A 24,972-nucleotide genomic window follows, 5' to 3' on the forward strand; every position below is an offset into this window, starting at 1 on the left:
GCAAGAGGATAAACCATGACAAACTCACTAGCAACAGGCATAGGAACTCTCTATATCGTTGCAACTCCAATAGGAAACCGTGAGGACATTACCTTTAGAGCATTAGAAGTACTTAAATCAGTTGATTTTATTTTAGCGGAGGACACCCGCCATTCCATACAGCTACTCAGTGCTTTAGGAATAAAAAAAAATCTTGAATCACTGCATGCGCATAATGAAAATGACAAAAGTAAACACATTATCGATGAGCTTTTAGCAGGAAAATCGATTGCCTTAATTAGTGATGCAGGCACCCCATTAATTAGTGACCCTGGATTTTTATTAGTTAAATTAGCCAGGCAACAACACATTCCAGTTGTGCCTATTCCTGGGGCTTGTGCATTAATTACTGCACTTTGTGCAGCAGGCATTCCTTGTGATTCTTTTCTTTTTTTAGGATTTCTTCCGGCAAAACAGCAAGCACGGAAAAGCAAATTGCACGCCTTGCGCACCGAACCACATACTTTGGTTTTTTATGAATCAACACATCGTATTCTTGAATGCATCACAGACTTAAGTGACGTTTTTGGTGAAACAGGTGAGATGGTTCTCGCCAAAGAATTAACCAAAACGTTTGAACGTTTTATTACAGGTACGATAATGGACGTTAAAAATTGGCTGTTGGCAGAGCCAGCACATGTTAAAGGTGAGTTTGTTGTGCTCATCCCTCCTCGTCCCGTGGTAGCTGAACCAGATGCTCATGAAAAACTACTTTCCGTGTTGCTGAGTGAGTTACCTCTGAAACAAGCAGTAACTATTGCCTGTAAGCTCAGTGATGGCAGTAAAAACGAATTGTATGAAAAAGCTTTAGCGATAAAAAACAAATCAACGTAGCTTAGGCGCCTTGTATCCCAGATTACGCTAGGCTAATCCAGGATACAGTACTGTAATGGAGAGACCCCTCATCACACTTGGGATTTTAAGTATTAGGTAATTCGTTGACAAAAATAGTTCAATAACCGTAGGCTGGGCTGCTAAGCCCAGCATGTAACAATGTCAATTTATGAATATAATGAGTAAGTTACTTGCCAAATTGAGATTATCGTGATGGCTTTCATGATGAGCATTTTGAAGAGTAAGAATTAACTCAGCAAACGCTGGGCTTAACAGCCCAGCCTACACTTGCTAAAGTACTGCGATGACAGATCCCTTGTGGCACTCGAGATGGCGTAACTACATTAATTACGCAAAACAACAGCTTCTTTCATTAACCTCAATTGCCTCATCCTTGTAGACTACTGTACCCTCTATAATAGAACCATCTTCATCAGGCTTTTCTAAAGCTAACTGCGCTTCTTTTTTGCTCTTATGCTGATCATAAGCATGATAAATTTCATAACCTAGATACAGCGCAGTTAAAACAATCGCCGCCGGCCAACATACCGCAAAAGTGGCAATGATAAGGGTAGGCATAACCGTATTTTTGACCATCGTAAAAATAAAATCATTATACGCTGCTTCGTACTCTTTAAGTGCGAATTGCAGATCTTTTCCAGTGCTTTTAGCATCATCTAAGCGTAAGCTTTTTTCTTGGAGTTTCGAATAAGCATCCGAAGAAAGATACATCGCGACAGCAAGAGTACAAACAAAAAAGCAGGCAACAGCGATTCCTGGCCCTGTAAACAATAGCGAGGCAGTAAATCCAAGCATCAATAAAGCCGCTGCAGCCGCGGTAAAATAAAAAGTTGCCTGTTTTGTCTGCCAGCCAATTTCCAGTTCTTTAAGTTGCAGTTCGAGCATTTTTTTATGCTGCTCTATATCCAGCCCTTTGAACTTCTCTGGGTGCTTTTTGAGTTCTCGCAACTCATTGTCGTATTGCTCTTTCTTTGTTAAATACTCCTGTTTTGCTAAATGACATTTATATAAAGTCATGCAAACGTCAAAGCCTAAAAAGATGGCAGTTATAATCCCCGCAGTAGGATCTGGGATATGCGTAATGTGATTAAAATTAGTAATAAAGTTTACTGTTGCCCATACTAAGTCATTCGCAAAATTACAATGACGCTTATAGAGTTCAAATTTAAACCGCTCAAGCGCTGTAGTTTTATCCTTTTCCTCTGCCTCTGTTGGAAACCAAGTGTGGCGAACTAAATGACCGAAATCTATCGCAAAGCGCATTAAAAACAAGCCCACACTAAAATAATTCAGTACACCATTCGGTGCTTTAATAAAATCAATTATTTTCTGAGCATCGGTATGTGTCCCGAGAATTGCATCCAACTTTTCAAGAATTTGTAGCTCTTTTGCTAAAGTAAAACCCGTAGTTAGGGTGAGACGGCAAAAAACCCAATACACACGACATAAGTTTGCATAAGCCACATAATCACGAATTCGCGATAAATGTGCGGGCGCAGTCCATAAATTCTCAAACCCCTTGGCAAAACTCTTTTTTAACGATTCGATAAAATCGTCTTCCTTCTTAGCCTCTTCTTTCGCTTTTTTCTTAGTTTCTTCTTGCTTTTTTACTATGTGTTTCTTAATTTCTGCCTTCGCATCCTTATATTCCTTTTCTTTAGCCTGATGTGAATACGCTTTATAAAAGTTTTCCAAAAGAGTCGCACAATAGTAACAATAGATCCAAAACGCTTTATTATTTTTATCTCTCTGTCGTTCCAGCACAGCAAACATTTGGCTGAATTCTGCCTCAAGCGCTTTTTGGTTTTCTAATAAAAAAGAATAACCAAGTCCATCTGCTCGTCTTTCAAGGTCCCCAAGATTTTTAAACTGTTTATCATGAAGTTGCGTAAAAAACTGAAACTTATCATTACTAACCGCCTCATTTTGTTTTGAATAAGCCATGGCAACCTCACAAAAAATACACAGGGAGTTTTATTTCTACGATACGGTATCATTTGGTTTTTCTTTTGACAAGAATTTTTTGTTTGTTTTTTTATCACAATGTTTCAAAACGGTAAAAATGTTTCAAAAAAGTAAAGAAGTGGTAAGTAGTAATGCATCAATCAATTTTTTGATTAAAAAAAAGGAGGCTCTACGAAGTGTGCGTCCATGTACTGAACGTTATGGCGAAGCAGTGCGTAGGATTAAGAGGTGGATTAAAAAATTATTTATTGAACAATAACTTACTTTTAAAACTGATGAGGCATTTATTGATGGCACAAAGAAACAGAGATTGAACTCATACTCTTTTGATGGTACAGGATGTGATTTAAATCGTGTAACAATTTATCACACTAAGTTCGATGGAATTAAAACGAATTAGCCTTTATTTAACAAAGACATTCCCATATTTATGCCTTGGTCAAGCATATCTTCACCTTCATCTACTAGTGATCCCATTTGATTCTGACTCTGATCCTGATTCTGTTGTCCACCATTTCCATGGCTTTGAAAAACATCATTTACCTCGTCGGGCAACATAGATGTGGCTATCTGCATAGGATCTAAATCTGATTCAGAAGGAGCACTCATTGATAAACTTTGGTCATCATCAGAAGATTGGTCATCTCCTTGTTTTTGTAGCAAATTTTCAGCACTTTTCACCATATTTTCAGCATCATCGGCTAATTGTGTGGCTACTCCTTCGGCTATCTGGGCCATAATAAATACCTCTTTTATAAGCACCTACATTAAGAATAGCACAAATAATAAACACCCTGAATTTATCAATACATTCAGCTCCCATTGAGGGCCTCTCAATATCAATAAATTTATTTACCAATACAAAAACTGGAAAAGATGCGTCCTAATAAATCATCGGAACTGAATTCGCCGGTGATTTCACACAAACATTGATGTGCTTGGCGTAAATCTTCTGCTAATAATTCTCCAGCACGATGTTCAAGCAGTTGTTGTTGGCCAATAGATAGTATATTTTTTGCCTCATCTAATGCTTGTAAGTGACGTCTTCTTGCAAGAAAGTGTCCTTCGCTCGGTTGATAACCTACAACTTGTTTTATTAGTTGTTTCAGTCCATCAACTCCTTCTCCTGATTTTGCAGAGATATAGACGCTATGATCCTGTATTTGCGTAGTGTGTCCTAAGGTATCAATTTTATTGAACACGGTAATAATAGGAACTTCCGAAGGTAGTGCAGACTTAATTTCTTTAGTTAAATGATGATGCTGTTCCAAATCATTCACATCAACAACAAGTAATACACAATCGGCTTTCTTTAACTCTTGCCACGCTCGTTTAATTCCCTCTTTTTCGACTACGTCATTAGACTCACGCAAGCCCGCAGTATCAATAATGTGTAGCGGGATGTCATCCAATAGAATATGTTCACGCATCACATCACGCGTAGTACCTGCAATTTCAGTCACTATGGCTATGTCACGTCCGGCCAAACAGTTGATTAAAGTTGATTTACCCGCATTAGGTTTCCCTGCAATCACTACTGATAAACCTTCGCGAAGGATAACACCTTGATTTGCTTGAGCACGTATTGCTTCTAATTCAGTTAAAACAGCATGTAACAAATGTGCAACTTTACCGTCATTGAGGAAATCAATTTCTTCCTCTGGAAAATCAATTGCAGCCTCTACATACAAGCGTAAATAGATAATTTTTTCATTTAATTGATTAATTTTATTTGAAAATTCACCTTGTAATGATTTTAAAGCCATGCGTGCTGCCGTTTGCGAACTGGCTTGAATTAAATCAGCGATTGCTTCAGCTTGCGTCAAATCAATTTTATCATTTAAAAAAGCGCGTTCAGAAAACTCCCCTGGTCGCGCCAAGCGTGCTCCAAGTTGAATGCAGGCTTTGGTGAGCATATCGAGAACCACAGGAGAACCATGCGCTTGAATTTCAACAACATCCTCGCCAGTAAAAGAATGTGGTGCTTTGAAATAAATCATTATCCCTTGATCAATTAAAGCATCGAATTGTTGGGATTCTTCTTTCTTTGACAATGAATAAAAGGAACAAAAAGTCGCCAAACGAGGTTTTAATGTCTTATTGCCATTAAGAGAAACAGCAGTGGAGTATGCTTTTGGTCCTGATAAGCGGATAATTCCTACCCCACCTCTTCCAGGTGGGGTAGCTATAGCAACTATAGTTTCTGTAGACATTTATTTAGCAGGAACAAGTTTTTTTGCAGGTTTTTCATCAGAGTACTTACGTGTAATGTACCATTGTTGCAATATGGATAAAGTATTATTCACAATCCAGTACAATACCAAACCAGCTGGAAAACTCCAAAACAAGCCTGTAAATAACACCGGTAAAAACATCATGATCTTTGCTTGCATCGGATCTGGAGGCGCTGGATTTAATTTTTGTTGAACCAGCATCGTCGCGCCCATAATTAATGGCAATACATGATAGGGATCAGCCGAAGCCAAATCTTTAATCCAGAAAATAAATGGTGCTTGTCTTAACTCAACACTTTCTAATAAAACCCAATACAGAGCAATAAAGACAGGAATTTGAATCACGATAGGTAAACAACCACCTAAAGGATTTACTTTTTCTTGCTTGTATAACTCCATAGTAGCCTGGCTGATTTTGGCTTTATCATCACCATAACGTTCGCGCAAAGCTTGTAATTTAGGTTGTAACTTACGCATCCCAGCCATTGATTTATAGCTGGTAGCAGACAATCGATAAAATGCTAATTTAATTAAGACTGTAACTAAAACGATAGACCAGCCCCAGTTACCAACAACATTATAAATTGCTTTCATCAACGAGAATAATAAGGACGATAAAAACCATAAAATTCCATAATCCACAGTCAGATCAAGCGAGGGGGCAATGCTTTTTAATACGCTGGTGATTTCTGGACCTAGATACAATTGAGCACTAACTGTTTTTTGCTCTTCAGGCTTCAGGGTAATCGGTTGTCCAACAGCACCAATGGTATAATCGTTATTCACAGAGCGAGTGTAAAACTTATTATTCGAATTCGCATCTGGAATCCAGGCACTTAAAAAGTAGTGTTGCTGCATGGCAATCCAACCACCTTTACTATCTACATCCAGATTGGCTTTATTCATATCGCTAAAGCTTACTTTTTGATAGCGGTGTTTTCCTGGTTCAGAATAGGAAGCACCTGTATATGAGCCAACATGAAATACACTTGATTTGTCTTCTTTGGGTGAGCTACGTAACAGTTGCGTGTTCAAATAGCCAGTCCAGTCGGTACTGCTTTTATTAACAATTTTGTAATGGACATCAATGAGGTAGCTGCCTTTAGTAAAAATAAGTTCTTTTTTTACTTCGAGCCCTTGATCAGTTTTTCCGCTTAACGTGACGACCAATTGCTTCTGATCAGGAGTCAATTCGTATTGTTGTTGCGGTGTTGTGAAATTCAAATTGAGCATTTGCACATTTTGTCCTGAAGGAACAAAAAGACTGCTGTTAGCAACATAACGCTCACCAGGCTGATTTTGTAATAGAAGAAACGGTTTATTTTTTTCGTCTACACTTTGAGGATAATCAAGGAGTTGTCCAGAAACTACGTCGCCATGTTGTAAATCAATGCTCACATCTAAAACATCTGTTTTAACACGAACTAACGGTGCATTACTGTTTTTAGTTTGTTCTACAGTAGGAGATGCGGGAGTTGATGTAGGAGTACTCGTATTGTTGGACGGAGCTACTTGGGGTAACAATGGTTGTGCATTATTCTCTTGGCTAACTGCATTTTCAATTGGCAAATGCTTAGGAGGATAATCTACCTGCCAGGCATTCCAAAGTGATAAACCAACTAGCGCAAGCGCCATATATAAAACAATACGTCGTATATCCATCAATGATTCTCGTTGTTGGGGAGTACCGGATCGTAACCACCACGTGACCATGGGTGGCAACGCAATACTCTTTTTAAAGCCATCCACAAACCTTTGGTTATGCCACATTGTTGGATAGCACTTTCGGCATATTGTGAACAACTTGGGTAATATCGGCAACTTGGTTTTAACAAGGGGCTAATCAAATATTGATATAGTTTGATGGGTAAACAAACTATTTTTCGTAACATGAGATTAATTTTTTCCATGTTTTGCCCATTCTAGCGTTTATAATCGCATTTGTTTGTTTTGCTACGCCTTGTCTTGCTAAAAAAACCACATCTACTGCAGGTAATTCTTCTTGTCGAAAGCTTTCTCTTAACAGCCGTTTGATACGATTTCGATCATGGGCTTTTGCTATCAATTTTTTTGATAACGCCAGCCCAAGTCTTGCATAACCTAAATGATTCTCTCTAAAGAGAATGACAAAGTCGGATGTTACTATTTTTTTTGCTTGTTCAAACACATGATTATAATCTTTTTTTGTTAATAATCTTTGTGTTTTTTTAAATGCAGACACTTACGCAGTCAAACGTTTACGGCCTTTAGCACGACGACGTTTAATTACTAATCTACCTGCACGAGTAGCCATACGCTCACGAAAACCATGATCACGTTTGCGTTTTAAATTACTGGGTTGAAAGGTACGTTTCATGATGAACCTGCTAATAAAATTATGAGGTTGGCAATGATAGAGAACTTTTTTTCTACTGTCAATTTTGGATTTTGATTATTTTTTGTATATTTTATCTTTTTTCATGTTGATTTACTTGTTTGCTAATAACTTCATTAAATTTATTTTTTAAATTTTTTATTATTATTATGTTCCTTATTCTTTGTGAATAACTTATATATTTGATTATTAATCAACTAGTTAATTTAAATGTAACTTTGTTTGTAAACTCTTTTGAAGCCTGTGATCTAATTGTAAGTATTTTTATTTTTTGATTTATTCATTGTTTTATTATCAGCTTATTCCCGTTATTCGATCGGGGTTATTCATAAGTAACTTGACACAAGGTGATTTAAATTCCGCCATTTTATTGGCTTCTTGATGTGCCGAAATGAGTTAAAAGCTTTTTTAATCACAGTTATTGTTTTATTTCCCCCCTTTACACTAGCGTAAAAGAGGCCAAAGAATGTTGATTGCCTTTTTAAGAAATAAATAAAGTATTAGTTTGGTTTTAAAAAAGTTTATTAATTTCATTAGGACGAATCAGTCTAATAAATCACATTCTCTTATGATTACTCAGGTGACCACTGGTACCGGCATTTGTGGCAATCCTTTTGTTGTACCGCATAAAGGCAGCTCATGTATTCTCTCACTCAAAGTAAATCGAGCCCAATTACCGAGAAATATTTCCCAAGGACTACCCATTGTTTGTGAAAGCAGTAATAAGAATGAATGTTACCGGCCCCCCCCCAAAAAAAACTGATATTGCTGGCAGGTTAAAAAAAATCTTAGTGGCCTATTAATAAATTCATTAAATATATTTTTTTAATTTTTTGTTATTATTATGTATCTTGTTTCTTGTGAATAACTTATTTATTTTATTATTAATCAAATAGTTAATTTAAATATAACTTTGTTTGTAAACTCTTTTGAAGCCTGTGATCTAATTGTAAGTATTTTTATTTTTTGATTTATTCATTGCTTTATCATCAGCTTATTCCCGTTATTCGATCGGGGTTATTCATAAGTAATTTGCTACAAAATGATTTACTTTCTATCATTTGTTTTTTACCTTATGCAACGGATTTTATAAAAACGCATCCTAATTTTCATTTTGTAATGAAGCATAAGTTAGGTTATATATTTTATGGTTACTCACATTGAACAGGGATGAAACTATGTATCTAAAGCTCATGGAAGGAGTACAGCGTTTTCAAACTCAAGAATATCAAAAACGGAAAGAGTTATTTACTACTTTGGCAAATGGACAACGCCCTACGACTCTTCTCTTTGCCTGTTCTGATTCACGCATCATTCCAGCTCTTGTTACGCATACAGGACCTGGAGACATATTTATTACCCGTAATGTTGGTAATATTATTAATCCGTACTCCACAGATCCTTCAAGTACTGCAGCAGCTATTGAATTTTCAGTTAAAGTACTGGGCGTACAAGAAATAGTTGTATGTGGTCATTCTCGTTGCGGAGCCATGGGGGCCTTGCAAACCTCTAATCTTGAAGAGACTTTACCTGCTGTTGCTGACTGGTTAGCAGAAACAAAATCTATGCTGAATGTGCAGGATGATTTACATCATCATTCTTTAGCATGTATTACAGAAAAAAATGTTCTAACACAAATTGCAAACTTAAAAACACATCCTGCTGTCATCGAACAACTTGAAAAGGGTAAGTTAAGCATTCATGGTTGGATTTATGAATTTGAAACTGGGCAAATACTAGCCCATGACCAAGCGACAAGCCAATTTTTACCTATCGAGCAGCTAAACCACTCTTTAGTAGATAGCAATGCCTTGTTGACGAGTAAACTATTAGATGGCGTGCTACATTTTAGAAAAAATGACTTCCCTAAAAAGAAGGAACTATTTCAATCTTTAGCACAAGGACAGCATCCCAAAGCGCTTTTGTTTTCTTGTTCTGATTCGCGAGTGATTCCCTCACTCATTACGGATACTGATCCTGGCGAGCTATTTGTTACTCGCAATGTTGGTAATCTTGTACCTTTTTATTCGTCCACGCCCTCTGGAGAGGCAGCCGCAGTGGAGTATGCAGTAGATGTATTGGGCGTTAAAGACATTATTGTCTGCGGTCACTCCCATTGTGGGGCAATGAAAGGATTAATGAATCCTCATCTAGATAAAGAATTACCAGCCGTTGCTTCATGGTTAATTTATGCAAAACCTACGCTAGAAAAACTTAAAATAAAATTTCCCGAGTGTACGGAACATTCTTTGGTTTGCACGACTAAAGAGAACGTTTTAATGCAAATAGAACATTTGCAAACACACCCTGCTGTCATTAGGAAGCTTGCGAATAAACAGCTTAAACTACATGCCTGGTTTTATGATTTTGAGTCAGGGGAAATGTTGATTTATAGCCAGAAAAAAGAAGATTTTATTTCTTTTAATGATGCAATAACAGAAATACTCCTCAGCGATGAAGTATTCACCAAAATGCGTGCCATTGTTGTAGAAGAGGCCATGAAATATTTAAAAAATTTAGCCTCACCAAAAACTGCAGATGCGTGCATGATGGTGATGCCAATATTGAATTGTATCCGATTTAAAGGAATCTCGGTAATTTGGGAACAAATTAAAGCACCTATAACATCAAGGATTAAAGAAGAGTTTGGCAAATTATGTCCACATCATACTGATGAACGGTTAACTTCACTGATTGAAAAGGGCTTAGAAGTGACCCTACCTGATATTAGGGACTTACAAAAGGATATAATGGCCTCCCCTGGTTATTATAAATTCAGTGGTTACATGATGAGGCATTTTATTACTATTGCAAAACCACAAGAGCCGCCTATGCAAAAAATAGAGTGTGGCCAAACCATTTTTCGCTTATGAGATTACATATTCCTCACTGTTATTAAACGAAACAAATAGCTACTCTGTAGGGGCAAGCATCACTTGTCGGGGTTGTCGAACTAGAAATAAAAATGGCAAATTTCCCCCTTATTCTAACCCTCTCCCACTAGTGGGCGTTGTTGAAAAAAATCGTGTGTCATTCCCGCGCAGGCGGGAATGACACAAATGCAGCTTGCTGACTATGGCGCTTTTTCTGTGCGAGCTGGAAGAATGGCTGATTAAATAGGAATCCTGGTTGCTTGCAACCTGGCTTGTTCTCATAATGACTCATCTGGTCTTAAGGTAAGCACCTCATATCCATTTGCAGTGACTAAAATAGTATGTTCCCATTGTGCGGATAATTTGCGATCTTTGGTAACAACAGTCCAACCATCTCCTAAAGTTTTCACTTCTTTGCGACCTAAATTGAGCATTGGTTCAATGGTAAACGTCATTCCTGCATGTAATGGTAATCCGGTATTTGCCTTGCCAAAATGCATCACATCAGGTTCTTCCCACATTGAACGACCAATGCCATGACCACCATACTCACGCACTACTGAATATCCATTTTGTTCAGCATGTGTTTGGATTATGTTTCCTATATCACCAAGCCGCACTCCTGGACGCACTATTGAAATGGCTTTATAGAGACACTCTTGGGTAGTGTCTACTAATTTTTTAGCAAAAGGTTTTACAGGACCAACGAGAAACATTTTACTCGTATCGCCGATATAACCATCCTTTTGTACCGTCACATCAATGTTAATAATATCGCCATTTTTAAGTATTTTATCAGAAGGTATGCCATGGCAGACCACATGATTTATCGAGGTGCAAATGCATGCAGGAAAACCATAATGGTTTAATGTTGAGGGGATTGCACCCAAATCGTTAATGATGTATTCACGACAAATTTGCTCCAGCCTACTGGTACTGATCCCAGCAACAACATAGGTTTCTATCATGTGCAGTACTGATGCCGCTAAATTACCGGCAACCCGCATTTTTTCTATTTCTTCAGGCGTCTTCACTAACATCGTGTATCTCACCTAATGATGCTTGGTTGATTAAAATTTTGAGCATTTCAGCATAAGTAATGGATGGATTTTCTTCTGCCAGTTTCCCTATTCTTATCCAATATTCTGCTTGCGAGTTAATTGAGCGGCTCATTGCTCTTGCCATCAGTTTTGTTGCCTCGTGTAATTCATCAGAAATTTTTACGATACCCATATTGTTCTCCAAAAAAAAGGAAGAATATAGTATTTTGATATTAAATGCTATATTTTGCTATAAAGTATATTTTAGGCAACGCATGCGCTTAAACAAATATATTCTTTCACACGAAAAACCTGTTTAGACTTTCGATTTTAGAAACGCAAATGAGTCTTAGTTGGGCAAAGTGGAGATGAGTAAGTTTGTGTTGGTGTGAAAAAAAAGCGTAATAGGGGAGAGGTAAAAGTTTAATGCGCAATAAGGATTAAGACTCGTTTCCATTTTTGCATGTCAGAAATTTGTTCCTCAATTTCCATAAACCTCCAGCCATTCTCTGTTTTATTTAATCCCTTTGGGCATGCCTAATACGATTTTTTTTAAAAGGGTGCTTATTTGTTCTTGCTCCTCTTCATCAAGGATTTGCGTTACCGCAGAATTTAGAGCTGCCCACATTTTTTCAACTTCTACTCTTAATTTTTTTCCTGTAGCAGTGAGATTGACCTGCATTACTCTTTTGTCGGTGCTAGATGGTATTCTGGTGATATGCCCCTGCCCCTCTAATCTTTGTACCATTTTAGTAACTGTGGAGGCATCCAGGCCAAGCCTGCAAATGAGTTCAATCTGACTTTGCCCATCGCGGTCCCATAATTGCATGAGCAAAAGCTCTTGTCCGGGATAGAGATTAAGAGGTCGTAACAGTTCGCTAGCCATTCCCCTATGCGTTCTGGCAAGCAGAAAAATCAGGTAACTGAGCTCATTACCTTTGACCGCATTTGGAAAGCGTAAAACGTCTTCATCTGTGCAGGAACTTTTTTCTTCTTCAGCTTTCCCTTTCATATTAACCAATTGAGGCTCCCCGGTTATTGGTCTTGACAAATACTTGGTCGACCAACTATATTTGTAATTAGTTGGTCGGCAAATATATTTTGGTACATTGCCCTAAAATTTGCAAATTAGATATGGAAGGTAATTTATTATGAACAGTTTAATACTCTCAAAGCCGCTCACCAAAGGAACGCTGATATTTAAAAACCGGGTTTTTATGGCGCCCATGACACGCTCACGTGCCACACAGCAAATACCTATTGATTTGATGGCTGACTATTATGCCCAAAGAGCATCAGCAGGACTTATTTTTACAGAGGCAACGCAAGTAAGTCCGCAGGGTGTAGGCTATATATTTACCCCGGGAATCCACAGTCAGGAACAGGTTTCAGGCTGGCAAAAAGTCACTCAAAAAGTTCATGCCCAAGGAGGTAAAATTTATTTACAACTTTGGCATGTAGGTAGGGTTTCTCATCCTGACTTTCATGGTGGCGCGCTGCCTGTCGCGCCTTCTGCTATCGGCTTTTCAGGCCAGTCTTTTACTCTTTCAGGGCCTAAGGATGTGGTGACGCCAAGAGCCTTAGAACTGTATGAAATTAAAGAAATTATTGCGGATTTTAAAAGATCGGCACAACTGGCTAAAGACTCGGGTTTTGATGGGGTAGAAATTCACGGCGCTAATGGATATTTGCCAGCACAGTTCTTGGAAGATGGCACCAACAAAAGAACGGATGAGTATGGGGGATCCGTAATTAATCGTGCCCGTTTTTTAATTGAGTTAACGCAGGCAGTGATTGACGTATGGGGATCAGAACGCGTTTCTGTCCGTATATCACCCAATAACCCATTCAATGGAATGCAAGATTCTAACCCAAAAGAGATATATCTTTACCTTGTTGAACAGTTGGAAAAGCTGCATCTGGGAATGTTACATCTCGTTGAATCCGCACAACTTCCTGAGGGAGTAGAACCATTAGCACCGGCAATAAGAAAATTATTCTCTGGATTCCTGGTACTTAATGCGGGCTACAATCAGCAAACAGCCGAAGCGGCAATTAATGATGGCCTCGCTGATGCAGTTTCTTTCGGTAGTAAATTTATTGCTAATCCCGATTTACCCGAGCGTTTTGCAAAAGATTTTCCTCTAGCTATTCCAGATCCTGCAACGTTCTATGGAGGCGCTGAAAAAGGGTATACAGATTATGTTAAAATGGAAATAATGGGTTAAAAATATCCGTTAAGCAGGAGCCCGACCCGAGTAGGTCGGGCCTTGGTCCGACAAATGTGTTCCGGATTATCAACGGTAGCAATCCGTTTTACAGCGGAGCAATTTGAATTAACAAACCAGCGGGGAGAACTTCTTGGTTTTGGAGAAAGGACTCACTATTAAACTGTTTTAACCATTCATCCAGATTTGTAATCTCACTTTGAAGCAAGTTGGGTCAAGACCTAACCTACATTTAATAGCTTATTATATAGGTTAATTTCGGTCTTGATCTGGATTCAGATCTCTAAATACACACTGTTTGTTTTTACAAAAAATCGAAACTTGCAAACTAAACGTGCCATCGCGAAAACGGTGAGAAACATAGCCGAGTACATGCTCTTGTTTGGTGTCGGTTGCTTTGTACAAGGAGTAGCCGATACCGGCTTGATCGCAACCTTGTTTTTTGGCAATCACCAATTGTGTATTCTCTCCCGGTAAAATTTTGTCTGGCCCACTTTCAATAATACATCCCGATTCTGGCCACATTCTTGTTTTAATAAGCGTATATTTTTCCGCTCCTTTATTACTTTCGTTAATGAACTTAGAGCTGTAATTATCCTCCGCATAAGTTATTGCAGGTAGATATAAGGTAAAAAAAGTAAGGGAAGAAAGTAGAAAAAACCGCTTGGTTCTCATTAACATATAAGTTCCTTTTTGATGTTCTTAAATTTATTGTAGTGGAAAATGAAGTTTTGCTTGAAAGAGCAGATAAAAATTCTTCTTCCTGATGTGTAGGTATCACTTGTTTTGGGACAGCATGTTTCAGTACAATTTAAGTTTATTGCTTAAATATTAAACGTTTTAGACGAAGGTAAGTTCCTCAAGTGTTTTAGAGGGAACTTTTTGTCTGTGATGGTTTTTCAGTACAGTAGGATTTGCCAAGTGATTAAATCTCACCAAAATTTACCCATTCATCCTGCACTCACTCCATATGTAAAAAGCATAGACATTGAATTATTTAACCCAAATACAACCGCAGATGCTTTGTCTTATAGAGTTTTACCTGATTTCTTTGTCGTATTAGGCTTTCAATGCGGTGGTTCACTTTATATTTTGGAACAAGATACAAAACGCCAACTATTCCACTGTGGGATAAGTGGGATGCAAACACAATATCGGATATTTCAACCAGAAACTGTTGATACAAAAACGGTTTTAGTTACACTTTATCCTTGGAGCATCAATGCATTTTTTAGAGAAGATGCTTATCAGTTCACCAATCAGGCATTAGGGTTAACAGAAATAATAAAACGTTCACCTGTATTAGATGTAGAAGAGCAACTCAACCCAATTACAGAACCCAGTGAATTGGCGTGTATGGTGCAAAGGTTTTTACTTAACTTACTGAAAACAAATAAAGCACAATTGCCTCCTCCGGCCATTATAAATTTAGTTCAACAATTTCCATGCCTTGATACCACGCTCTCTGTTGAGCAGCTTGCTAAAAAATATGCAATGAGCAAGCGTAGCTTAGAGCGGAAATTGAAGAGCATGATTGGCATAAGTCCTAAACAGTTTTTGCGCTTGAGTCAATTTCGACAAACACTTCAACAGATACAAAATGGAGCCCATTGGGAGTATCTCATTGATCATCTCAATTATTATGATCAAGCCCATATTATTAATAGCTTTAAACAGTTCTCGGGATTTACGCCTGGCCAGTTTCATGCTGCACATATAGCATTGTCCACTAAGATTTAGCTACAAGAGTATATATATTCGTGGATTAAGCCGAGTAATCTTAGTGGGTGATGCTATAAATATAAAATTGTCGCGTTTTTCCAATATTGGATGCAAATAAAGTGGCATAGTTCCTTTATCAAAAAATGATTAAGGAGAAAATGTTATGTTTCATGTGCAACCCAATACTATTGCTGTCATTAAAAAATCATTACATGCTGGTTTTAAAGGGCAGACGACTTTTCCTGAGCATGTTAAAACGATTGCCGATGTCGGTGTAACACGCTATATAGTCGACATACTTCAATCTAAGGTCATCTACCATTTTGCAGATAATAATATTCATACAGAAACTTTACCTGCAACTTATAAACAATATAACTTCAGTTTCTTTGATCCGTCAGAGGTTAAAAATGCGATAAAGGAAATACAACAGCAAGCGATTGATTATCCTACTTTTCTTGCACGTATTGCTTCAGCGGGCACCAAAAGTTATGAGGTTAATATCACTAAAGGTAGAATCATATACCAAGGTGAGAATGATAGGTGTATAGAAGAATTTCCAAAACTCATTTAAGACAACAATCGAAACAGAGGTATAGGTCGGGCTTTGGCCCGAGCCACGCTTGAAAATCCTTTTGCTCGAAAACATATAATCTATTCATCTCTTCTGGTACAGTTCAGCTATTAAAAAACAAACTAAAACACGAGCATGGCACTATCTACAAAAGCAATTTTGAGCGCACTAGGGAAGTCCACTGCCTCAGCAAACGAGTTTCCTATTGATGCCAATGAGCTGACAACAGAGTATGCACTTGCTGAGGCGATTGGAGCGCAACATGTGTCCTTAGAAGATACGGATATGGTTGTGATTCTTTCTGGTCGCAGCGGCTTTGCAGGGACCTATTTGGAGGCAGCAGATAAATTCGTTTTATGTGAAAAGGAATACGATGAGACCGATACGATTCGGCGGATGGATTATGGCGTTAACATTGCAAAACAATGCACACAAAACAATCGCAACCACGGCATTAATAAACCTGTTTTTGTTTATTTTAATGGGGTTCAGCGACAAAATGATGAGCTGCGAAAAATATTAAAAGCAAAAGGAGAGTACAATGGGTATCCTGCCGCGCTAATTATTATTGACGGGATTCCGTTTGACAATACTCTAGGGCAGGTTCTTGGATTGAGTCGCTTTCTCGATATGCACTGGGCTAATTTTTGCAAAACTTACAACTTATCGCGCTCACCAAATTTAGTTCTTTGTTCTAGCAGTTATCATGTTCCGCGAGTAACGCTTGCCCATGGTGCAAATTCACCATTACTCACCACTTCTTTTTGGCAAAACCAACCGGAGTTGGTAAAAAAGTTATCTGCTGATATGCGTCACTATATTTTAAATCCCGGTGTAACGCTTAAAAAATCAAAGTTAACGGTATTGGGTTGCGACAGACAAATTACAGCAAATCCATGTTGGGAAAAAGATTTAAAGGGTGATATGGAAGCTCGGGTTCGCTATGCATATCTACAAAAAGTTCCCTCCATTGCGCAAAAGCGTGCCGATAATGATGTGACCGTTAGAAATGCGCTCGTGTTAAAGAGTTTTTATAATCTGTTCCGAGATATGTTTTTTGAAACAGCTAAAAAGCCACAATCTGCTAAGGAGCAAGTCAAGCAAACGCAACAAGACAAGGAAAGACAACTCTGCATGTCATTAAGCTAAATGCGACGAGTAAGTTGATGATGTTATTGACATAAAATAACTTTAAGGTTTCCTCATCTATAAAAGCTTGTTAGAATTCAGTCTCAGTGTGGTTTTCTGTTTACGGATTTTCCTAATAATTTAAGGATGAAATATGAAGTGGAATTGTTACTCAAAACTTTCAATAGCTGTTGGATTTTCGCTCATTAGTTTTTCCTCGTCGTCAGCCCAGCTCATATATGGATTACATCAGGCCCAGCAATTTAGAAGTAATGCAGCTGGTGATTTTTATATTCAACTCGCGAGTTATAAAAATAAATCCTATGCGTTACGTGCAAAATCGCGAGCACAAAAGAAAACAAGCTATCCTGTGTTGTTAAAGAAAAAAAATGGTTACTACCAACTGTTACTTGGTCCACTACATTCTGCAACTGAAGTAAGAGCTGCTGGTCAAAAATTTGGTGGTGGCTTACCTGTTGTACAAGCTCGCCATAACGTGTCTCTAACTCAAACGAAAACAGCACATCATCCTGTGCCAGTGGTGCAAAATTCTGAACGTGTTGTCGTAACCAAAAAAGCCGCTGTTTATAAAGATAAGGATGGTGTTCCTCCAGCAAATCACTGGTTTATTGGTGTGGGCGGAGGATGGATGGATCCTTTTGGGACGAATACTGATAACTTTGCTACTTCAGGAATGCCTGGGTTTCCAGATGACCGCTATGCTAGCAAAAGTTCAGGTAGTGCGGGACAAATTTCCGGTTTTCTCGGCTATCAATGGCGACGTCCAGCACTTTGGCTTCCGGCAACCAGTTTAAGCTTTGAATATACCTATACGTTTCCTTTAAGTATCGATGGCCATATATTTGTTAATGACCTGCCAGATACGGATAACTTCACTTATAAGTATGATATTTCACAACAATTATTCATGGCAAAACTGAAGTTAGATGTATACCAATGGAAACAATTCATGCCTTATATTTCAGGTGGTATAGGCGCTGTATTAAACCGTGCTTCTAATTATTCTGATAGCCCCATTCCTGGAGCTACCCTGATGAATCGGCGTTATGGTTTTACTTCTGCAACGACAACACAATTTGCTGGTACTTTTGGTGCAGGCCTTGATTATTGGCTTAATTACAACAGTCAAATTAGTGTTGGCTATGAGCTGGCTTATTATGGAAAAGCCAAGACAGGTTATGGTGAAGGCACACTGAGTAATGACCGTCTTGAAAATAATCTGAATTCGAATGCTGTTGTTGTAAAGGGAACATATTTCTTTAATTAATTACTGATTGAAATGTTCAATATTGGCGAAATTTTTAAAATTATTTAAGGATAAGACTGTGACACAATACATACGTTATTTTATTTTCAACATCTTATTTTTTTTGTCGATGACTGGTCACGCGGTGGATAAGATTGTTTGTGATATTACGAATACTGGAATTCCTGAGCGGCCTGAGGTTGGTCAGGCTTATGCCAATACTTATACATGTCAAAATAGGAACCCTATGCATTTTCCAGCCATCCAATTGGCAGGTGTAGTACTGGGAAATTCAATTGGCACCAGCGTGACTGGAAGTTGTGCAACCCAAAAAGTTGCTTCAGGTCAAAGCTGCCAATTTATGGTCAATATTAATCCGTTAAAAACAGGGACACAGACATTTCATCTGCAAGTGTTTGATGGCTCCATATATTACCTCAACCTTCCTGATATAACGACAACAGCAGTTTCTCCGCAACCCTCGGCAACGATTACCTGGCCTGGTTATAACGGTGGTTCTGCGCAAGCAGACAGTAGAGGAAATGGTGCTGGTAGCTTTATTGCCAATGCTACTGATAGTTCAGGTCATCAAATTAGGTATACATTTGCGATAAGTGGACCAGGAACTATTGTTGGCACGCAAACTGGAACCTTCACTTTAACTGGAGTAAATAGCTCCACAGTGATCACGATAACCGCTACCGCGGATGATGCCGCCCCAGTGGTTGGCACGCCAATTACTGTGCAAGTATCTAATGTGCCAATCAAGATACTTTCTTTTTACAATAATACTTCGGAAACGATTTATCCTGTTATCGAAGCACCAATCCTGACTGTTGATCCATGGCTGCAGGCACAGTTTGGAGTAGTTGATGTCGTTTATAATACTTTTGCAGCAACAAAATTGCACCGAGTTTATGTGAATGGAACTAACGGTATTCCTCCAATGCAATCTGCACTAGTATCCGTACCATTTTACAGCTATTTGGTTCCTAACCCGATGGGAGGGCATTATCCTGACCAACTCGTAGATTGGTGGTCTTCAATGCGTGTCTATATCTACGATGTGCAATCTTATTTAATCCAAACTCAGATTGAAGATGGCGTTAGTCCAGTTACTTTATATACTCCTGGTCCAACCTGTATTAGTGGTTGTTCACAAACAAGCGTCTATAGTGCAAATACTATAATGCCCACTAATGATCCTCAGCAGCTAACAGAATACACTTTTGCAGACGTGACTACTGCTGATCCGCCTCCATATCCAATTAATCGTACTACAGTAAACTATGATTATTCTGCTGTTGACCAGGTTTATCTGCCAGTAGCAATGGAGCCCTATGGTTCGAATTTAGTTGGATATACTGGAACAGTTGAGGATCTAACGAGCTTTAGAAATGGTCTGAATACCTTTTTAGCTGGAACACTGTGGCCTACCTATGCAGGACTTCCTTATCCGCGGATTCCTGGAGCCTATAATGTAGTCATAGGAAACCCACAACTAACAAGCACTACCGCGCAAACTGCGGCACTTACTACATACTGGAATAATTGCAATAATGTGGCCAGTCCAGATTATACCAATTGTAATGCAGTATTTAATATGTTTAGTGCAAATTACGCCGCTTGTAATAGTGGTACGCCTCTGAGCGGACCATCTGCTCTGCCTATGGCAAATTTATACGGTTATTTGACTTTCTGTGATGCGCAACGACTACCTAGCAGTGGTGCTGGATTCGATGCATATACCGCGTTACAGAATAACTACAAAAATTATTCAAGCTATGCGCAAGATTTTAATCCTTATGTTGAGCTGATACACCAAACGCTGCAAATGAATGTTTATGCTTACTCTGTAAATGATGTGGTCGGATTTATAAATGCTATAGGTGATGGCCTGGTTATCACCGTTGGCGGTGCAACGGGTTTACCAAATTCCCAGCAATATGATCCACAAAAGGTGATCACTGTTAGTCCCGGGGCTGGCTCTACGGTTGTCTATACACAGTATGGAGTATGCTCGCATACCGCCTCATCGGGTCCACTCAGCGGCGTATTTACATTCCAGCTTCCAAGCAGTTCTTTTCCTTGTGAAATTACTCTAGAAGATTCACAAAATAAACTGTACCACTTCACGCTTAATTCTCCTGCACCGTTAACCACAGGAGGATCAGATATCAGCTGTGCTGCAGCAGATCAGCCTTGGTGTAGTGGTGTTGTAGTTGCCAATACACAAACTATTAATACCCCACCGCCAAATTCATAATTTGTTTATAAATCGCGCAGGGGCCTTAGGGCCCCTGCCATATTCTTACATGCCGCTATCGCATATGGCGGTTGATTCAATCCAAATGTATTTTGCAACTTTGCAGATGATATGTGTCATACTGCTTATTTCATTGTTGTGAATGTACTACATCACGCTTATAATTGAAGCGTATTGCCGAAGTAATCCCATTTTATTGGCTTGGCTTTTGAAATATCCACACTTTTTTCTGTGGATAACTTTTCTTTATTCTAAAGCCTGAGTATAATTTGCTTGCAGCCGCACCTTAGTGAACTGAAGAAGTTTCTACTTCTTTATTTCATGCGAAGTAATTTCATGCTTAATTATCTTGCTGACCAAGTACTTTCAGTGGCATATTTAAATGCTGTGGATAATTAGTTTTAATATTCTTTTTACCACCCTTCTTTGATGAGGAGTTATGTTGTGTCAGCATCTGTTTGGCAAAAATGTTTAGGACTGTTACAAGATGAGTATTCTGCTCAACAATTTAATACCTGGCTGCGTCCTTTACAGGCTCATACAGATGAGCAACGTTTCATTTTATTTGCACCGAACCGATTTGTTGTTGATTGGGTAAAAAAGCATTTCTTTTCTCGAATTGAAGAATTGATTAAACAATTTTGCGGTGATGAGATTAAATCAATTTCTATTGAAATTGGTAGCAAGACTTCCAGCACTGACTCTGATTCAAGTTCTTCAGGTTCATTTACAACTGAAACAAAACCCTCGGCGCCAACAAGCGCTGCAGCGATTAAGGCGGCACCTAAAAAAGCGGTTGATTATAAGAGCAGCCACTTGAATAAAAAATTTGTTTTTGAGAGTTTTGTTGAAGGTAACTCTAACCAGCTTGCTCGAGCGGCCTCCATGCAAGTAGCGGAGCGACCTGGTGATGCATACAATCCTTTATTCATATATGGCGGAGTGGGTTTAGGAAAGACACATCTGATGCATGCTATAGGTAACTCTATCTTAAAGAATAATCCGGATGCCAAAATTCTTTATCTGCATTCTGAGCGGTTTGTTGCCGATATGGTTAAGGCAATACAGACTAATTCAATCAATGAGTTTAAACGTTTCTATCGTTCATTAAATGCTTTGCTTATTGATGACATACAGTTTTTTGCGGGGAAAGACCGATCGCAAGAGGAGTTTTTCCATACCTTTAATGCCTTATTGGAAGGGCAACAGCAAATTATTTTAACAAGTGATCGTTATCCTAAAGAAATTGAAGGGATGGAAGAGCGTTTAAAATCTCGCTTTGGCTGGGGATTAACTGTTGCCGTTGAGCCACCGGAGCTTGAAACACGAGTTGCTATTTTAATCAGTAAGGCCGAACAGTCGAATATAGAATTGCCTTATGAGGTCGCGTTCTTTATTGCCAAACGGATTCGCTCCAACGTTAGAGAGCTAGAAGGTGCATTACGCCGTGTTATTGCTAATGCGCATTTTACGGGAAAGCCAATTACTATTGAGTTTGTGCATGAAGCTTTACGTGATCTTTTGGCCCTACAGGATAAATTGGTTACTATCGAAAATATTCAAAAGACGGTTGCTGAGTATTATAAGGTCAAGGTGGCAGATATATTGTCAAAGCGACGTAGCCGTTCTATTGCAAGGCCTAGGCAAATGGCTATGGCGTTAAGTAAAGAGCTAACCAATCACAGTTTGCCAGAAATTGGTGATCATTTTGGTGGCCGTGATCATACAACGGTTATTCATGCATGCAGAAAGGTTAGAGAGTTGATTCAGGACGATAGTGATTTTGCTGAAGATTATAAAAATTTAATGCGTATTTTGTCTTCTTGATGAGATGAGATCGTTTGTTGAAAACTCATCCCGAACTTGGTGAGGGATTTCCAGACGTGTGGTATGAGCATTATGGTAAAATAGAAGGATCTCTCAAGTGATCCTTTGTCGTTAAACTCCTCAAGATAACGAGGTTGTGCGCGATTACTTTTTCGTTATTTTAGGTGAATATGGAGTTCTATCTTGTTTGAATTCGCGATTAAAAAAGAGGACTTACTTGCCCCAATACTTACAGTAGCTGGTGCTGTGGATAAAAAACAATCTTTAGCTATTTTGTCAAATTTTTATTTTAAATTAGCCGAGGGCTTATTGACAATTACTGCTACCGATTTAGAAATTGAAATCTCCGCCCAAGTTGCCTGTGAATCCGGAGAACAGACTGGAAGTATTACGGTACCTGCTAAAAAATTTATTGATATTATTCGTTCTTTAGACGATGAAGCCAGTCCTAATGTAATTGTGAATAATAGTCTTCTAACCATTAAGCAAGGACGTAGTTCGTTTAAGCTTGCAACTTTACCTGCGGATAGTTACCCTCTTAGTGAGGATGAGTGCAATGAAGTTGAGTTAACTATTCCTCGTTTGGTTTTACTCAAGTTGTTGCAATCGACTCATTTTGCAATGGCACAACAAGATGTGCGTGTATTCCTTAATGGTTTATTTCTTGATTTTGAACCTAATCTTATTTCTGCCGTTGCGACGGATGGGCACCGAATGGCGATTTGTCGTCATCAGTGCGCTAATTCTAATGAAAAAAAACTATTGCTACCCAAAAAAGGGATTCAAGAGCTGCTACGACTTCTTAATAGCATTGAAGATGAGGAAGTTTTATTAGCGGCAGGTAAATCACATTTTAAATTAGTGTCGCGTCAGTTTGTGTTTTTATCGAAATTAATTGAGGCACGTTTTCCGCCTTATAATAAAGCAATTCCCAAAAATCAGGATAAACAGATCATTATTGATTGTTCTGTGTTTAAACGCTCATTGTCTCGAATCGTTATTTTGGCGCATGAAAAATCACGAGCAGTAATGTTGCATCTACAAGCTGGTATGCTCACTTTAATTGCGAACAACAATGAACAAGAAGAAGCGGTTGAGTCTTTAATTGCCGAAACTCAGGGGGATGAGTTAAAAATTGGTTTGAATGCCACATACTTGCTTGATGTGCTTTCACATTTTGGGGACGGACAAATCCGTTTATCTTTATCGAATACGGACAGTAGTATTTTAATTGAATCATTAGATGATGATAATTATCAATACATTATTATGCCTATGAAGATATGATCCTCTCTGAATTAAAAATTCATCATCTACGTAATCTTTCATCAGTGCATCTTGCTTTAAGCCCCAGATTTAATTTTATCTGTGGGCCAAATGGAAGTGGTAAAACATCCATTCTCGAAGGTCTATACCTTTTAAGTTGCGGCCATTCATTCCGCTCTCGCGAAATCTCGCCAATTATCTCCTATGAACAACCTTCACTGACGGTTTTTGCACGCGCACAACAACAAGAAACAATCAGTATTCAAAAATCTTATTCTGAGCCAACGCAAATTAAACTGAATAATCAATTTTGTTCTACCACTAGCCAATTGGCCTATGCTTTACCTTGTCAGGTTTTTTATTCCGATATCTTTCAAATTATCGATGCAGGACCTTCAATACGCCGCAGCCTATTGGATTGGGGATTGTTTCACGTGAAACATAATTATCTTGCGCTTTGGAAAGAATATAAAAGAGTGCTGAAACAGCGTAATGCTCTTTTGCGGCAGCATGCTGCTTATGAGCATTTTATCCCCTGGGATAAACAATTAAGCCAATTAGCAAGCCAGCTGCATTTGCTTAGAGAAGAGTACTTTGCACAATGGGAGCATGCATTTAGCGATGTACTTAAAGAGCTAAGTACACTTGCTTGTAAGATAGTTTATTATAAAGGTTGGGATAAAAAAAATCTTGGAAAGGACCTAGAGCACATATTAAAAGAAAGTTTTATCAGTGATAATCAAAAAACTTACACGCAATTTGGTGCGCACCAAGCAGATATTTTGATTGAGGTCCATGAAAACAAAGCCAAACAAGTCTTATCACGTGGCCAACAAAAAATTATTTTATTTGCATTGCGTTTGGCTCAGGCAAACTTGCTCCAACAAGATTGCCTCTATTTGATTGACGATCTACCTGCAGAACTTGATGAGGAGCATCAAAGTAAACTAATGGCTTATTTGACAAAAAGGGCTGGGCAATATGTCATTACTTCTACAGCCTATCCAGCATCGCTAGTGGCCATAATTAGTAAACAAGAGCATTCAATCGTTCGTATTAATGAAGGTATCTTAAACCTAGAAAATATAGTTACCTAGCCTGAGTACTGCGTAGCAGGGCCCGGGTAAATCTAAGGCGCTGACATGTCCGGATTTCGCTACACAATTACTTTTTAGGTTAAAACAATAATAAATGTTCCACGTGAAACAAAAAAAGAAAAATGCCAGCCTAAAGTGAATAAAAAACAGAAAATCCACGTTTAAAGTGCAGCAAATAATTAATTTCGCTTAGCATCGTTCATATTCATGTAAAGAT

At 38.5% G+C, this 24,972-nt stretch carries 23 protein-coding genes; 12 read left to right on the forward strand and 11 right to left on the reverse strand.

What is annotated here, in order from left to right:
- Positions 1 to 15: 15 nt before the first annotated feature.
- Entirely contained in the window at positions 16 to 873 is an 858-nt protein-coding gene (gene rsmI, locus BGO44_RS11900; RefSeq protein ID WP_058511395.1) for a 16S rRNA (cytidine(1402)-2'-O)-methyltransferase, read from the forward strand.
- A gap of 348 nt (positions 874 to 1,221) precedes the next feature.
- Here rsmI and BGO44_RS11905 read toward each other — a convergent pair whose 3' ends face one another.
- A complete protein-coding gene (locus BGO44_RS11905) occupies positions 1,222 to 2,838 on the reverse strand; it encodes a hypothetical protein (protein WP_273201041.1) in 1,617 nt (538 codons plus the stop codon).
- On the opposite strand from BGO44_RS11905, the gene BGO44_RS11910 reads away from it, so the two are divergent.
- Positions 2,837 to 3,118, forward strand: a complete 282-nt coding sequence (locus tag BGO44_RS11910; RefSeq protein WP_273201039.1) for a hypothetical protein — start codon at positions 2,837 to 2,839, stop codon at positions 3,116 to 3,118. The two genes, BGO44_RS11905 and BGO44_RS11910, sit on opposite strands and share 2 nt — an antisense overlap.
- Positions 3,119 to 3,255: 137 nt before the next feature.
- Here BGO44_RS11910 and BGO44_RS11915 read toward each other — a convergent pair whose 3' ends face one another.
- The 6 genes from BGO44_RS11915 to rpmH all read right to left on the reverse strand — a co-directional run bounded on the left by BGO44_RS11915 (position 3,256) and on the right by rpmH (position 7,449).
- Positions 3,256 to 3,597: a hypothetical protein gene (locus tag BGO44_RS11915; protein WP_058511398.1), complete on the reverse strand. Its 342-nt coding sequence runs from the start codon at positions 3,595 to 3,597 to the stop codon at positions 3,256 to 3,258.
- 110 nt (positions 3,598 to 3,707) lie between these two features.
- Positions 3,708 to 5,072: a tRNA uridine-5-carboxymethylaminomethyl(34) synthesis GTPase MnmE gene (mnmE, locus tag BGO44_RS11920; RefSeq protein WP_273201037.1), complete on the reverse strand. Its 1,365-nt coding sequence runs from the start codon at positions 5,070 to 5,072 to the stop codon at positions 3,708 to 3,710.
- Positions 5,073 to 6,755, reverse strand: coding sequence for a membrane protein insertase YidC (gene yidC / locus BGO44_RS11925; RefSeq protein ID WP_058511738.1), 1,683 nt, complete (start codon positions 6,753 to 6,755; stop codon positions 5,073 to 5,075). It abuts the gene before it with no gap.
- The gene (gene yidD / locus BGO44_RS11930) at positions 6,755 to 7,003 is read right to left on the reverse strand and encodes a membrane protein insertion efficiency factor YidD (RefSeq protein WP_082650793.1); all 249 of its coding nucleotides are present in this window, start codon (positions 7,001 to 7,003) and stop codon (positions 6,755 to 6,757) included. Before yidD ends, yidC begins: the two co-directional genes overlap by 1 nt.
- Entirely contained in the window at positions 6,970 to 7,314 is a 345-nt protein-coding gene (gene rnpA / locus BGO44_RS11935; protein WP_058511400.1) for a ribonuclease P protein component, read from the reverse strand. The genes yidD and rnpA overlap by 34 nt, the downstream gene beginning before the upstream one ends.
- A complete protein-coding gene (rpmH, locus tag BGO44_RS11940) occupies positions 7,315 to 7,449 on the reverse strand; it encodes a 50S ribosomal protein L34 (RefSeq protein WP_019232681.1) in 135 nt (44 codons plus the stop codon).
- A gap of 1,196 nt (positions 7,450 to 8,645) precedes the next feature.
- Here rpmH and BGO44_RS11945 point away from each other — a divergent pair.
- Positions 8,646 to 10,340 carry a carbonic anhydrase gene (locus BGO44_RS11945; RefSeq protein ID WP_273201029.1) on the forward strand — a complete coding sequence of 565 codons (1,695 nt, stop codon included), beginning with the start codon at positions 8,646 to 8,648 and terminating at the stop codon, positions 10,338 to 10,340.
- 278 nt (positions 10,341 to 10,618) lie between these two features.
- Here BGO44_RS11945 and map read toward each other — a convergent pair whose 3' ends face one another.
- The 3 genes from map to BGO44_RS11960 form a co-directional block, all read right to left on the reverse strand.
- Entirely contained in the window at positions 10,619 to 11,380 is a 762-nt protein-coding gene (gene map / locus BGO44_RS11950; protein ID WP_058511402.1) for a type I methionyl aminopeptidase, read from the reverse strand.
- On the reverse strand, positions 11,361 to 11,573 hold the full coding sequence (locus BGO44_RS11955) for a ParD-like family protein (protein ID WP_058511403.1): 213 nt from the start codon (positions 11,571 to 11,573) through the stop codon (positions 11,361 to 11,363). The genes map and BGO44_RS11955 overlap by 20 nt, the downstream gene beginning before the upstream one ends.
- A 321-nt stretch (positions 11,574 to 11,894) precedes the next feature.
- Positions 11,895 to 12,392, reverse strand: coding sequence for a MarR family winged helix-turn-helix transcriptional regulator (locus BGO44_RS11960; protein WP_273201058.1), 498 nt, complete (start codon positions 12,390 to 12,392; stop codon positions 11,895 to 11,897).
- A 139-nt stretch (positions 12,393 to 12,531) separates the two neighbouring features.
- On the opposite strand from BGO44_RS11960, the gene BGO44_RS11965 reads away from it, so the two are divergent.
- Positions 12,532 to 13,608, forward strand: a complete 1,077-nt coding sequence (locus BGO44_RS11965) for an alkene reductase (RefSeq protein ID WP_273201026.1) — start codon at positions 12,532 to 12,534, stop codon at positions 13,606 to 13,608.
- A 252-nt stretch (positions 13,609 to 13,860) separates the two neighbouring features.
- Here the strand turns inward: BGO44_RS11965 and BGO44_RS11970 are convergent, their stop codons facing one another.
- Complete coding sequence (locus tag BGO44_RS11970; protein WP_058511405.1) at positions 13,861 to 14,289, reverse strand: hypothetical protein; 429 nt, start codon at positions 14,287 to 14,289, stop codon at positions 13,861 to 13,863.
- 240 nt (positions 14,290 to 14,529) lie between these two features.
- Here BGO44_RS11970 and BGO44_RS11975 point away from each other — a divergent pair, with 240 nt between their 5' ends.
- The 8 genes from BGO44_RS11975 (at position 14,530) to recF (ending at position 24,755) form a co-directional block, all read left to right on the forward strand.
- Positions 14,530 to 15,348 carry a helix-turn-helix domain-containing protein gene (locus BGO44_RS11975; protein ID WP_273201023.1) on the forward strand — a complete coding sequence of 273 codons (819 nt, stop codon included), beginning with the start codon at positions 14,530 to 14,532 and terminating at the stop codon, positions 15,346 to 15,348.
- A gap of 145 nt (positions 15,349 to 15,493) precedes the next feature.
- Complete coding sequence (locus BGO44_RS11980; RefSeq protein ID WP_058511407.1) at positions 15,494 to 15,904, forward strand: DUF1398 family protein; 411 nt, start codon at positions 15,494 to 15,496, stop codon at positions 15,902 to 15,904.
- 135 nt (positions 15,905 to 16,039) lie between these two features.
- On the forward strand, positions 16,040 to 17,053 hold the full coding sequence (locus BGO44_RS11985) for a hypothetical protein (RefSeq protein WP_058511408.1): 1,014 nt from the start codon (positions 16,040 to 16,042) through the stop codon (positions 17,051 to 17,053).
- A gap of 133 nt (positions 17,054 to 17,186) precedes the next feature.
- Complete coding sequence (locus tag BGO44_RS11990) at positions 17,187 to 18,320, forward strand: SPOR domain-containing protein (protein ID WP_273201021.1); 1,134 nt, start codon at positions 17,187 to 17,189, stop codon at positions 18,318 to 18,320.
- A gap of 58 nt (positions 18,321 to 18,378) precedes the next feature.
- Positions 18,379 to 20,565 (forward strand): hypothetical protein, encoded by a 2,187-nt coding sequence (locus BGO44_RS11995; RefSeq protein ID WP_273201020.1) that lies wholly within the window; start codon positions 18,379 to 18,381, stop codon positions 20,563 to 20,565.
- 444 nt (positions 20,566 to 21,009) lie between these two features.
- Positions 21,010 to 22,392, forward strand: coding sequence for a chromosomal replication initiator protein DnaA (gene dnaA / locus BGO44_RS12000; RefSeq protein WP_058511411.1), 1,383 nt, complete (start codon positions 21,010 to 21,012; stop codon positions 22,390 to 22,392).
- Between the two features lie 183 nt (positions 22,393 to 22,575).
- Entirely contained in the window at positions 22,576 to 23,679 is a 1,104-nt protein-coding gene (dnaN, locus tag BGO44_RS12005; protein WP_058511412.1) for a DNA polymerase III subunit beta, read from the forward strand.
- Positions 23,676 to 24,755, forward strand: a complete 1,080-nt coding sequence (gene recF, locus BGO44_RS12010; protein ID WP_058511413.1) for a DNA replication/repair protein RecF — start codon at positions 23,676 to 23,678, stop codon at positions 24,753 to 24,755. Before dnaN ends, recF begins: the two co-directional genes overlap by 4 nt.
- Positions 24,756 to 24,972 lie beyond the last annotated feature (217 nt).

The sequence above is a fragment of the Legionella sp. 39-23 genome (genome assembly GCF_001897665.1).
Taxonomy (GTDB): domain Bacteria; phylum Pseudomonadota; class Gammaproteobacteria; order Legionellales; family Legionellaceae; genus Legionella; species Legionella steelei.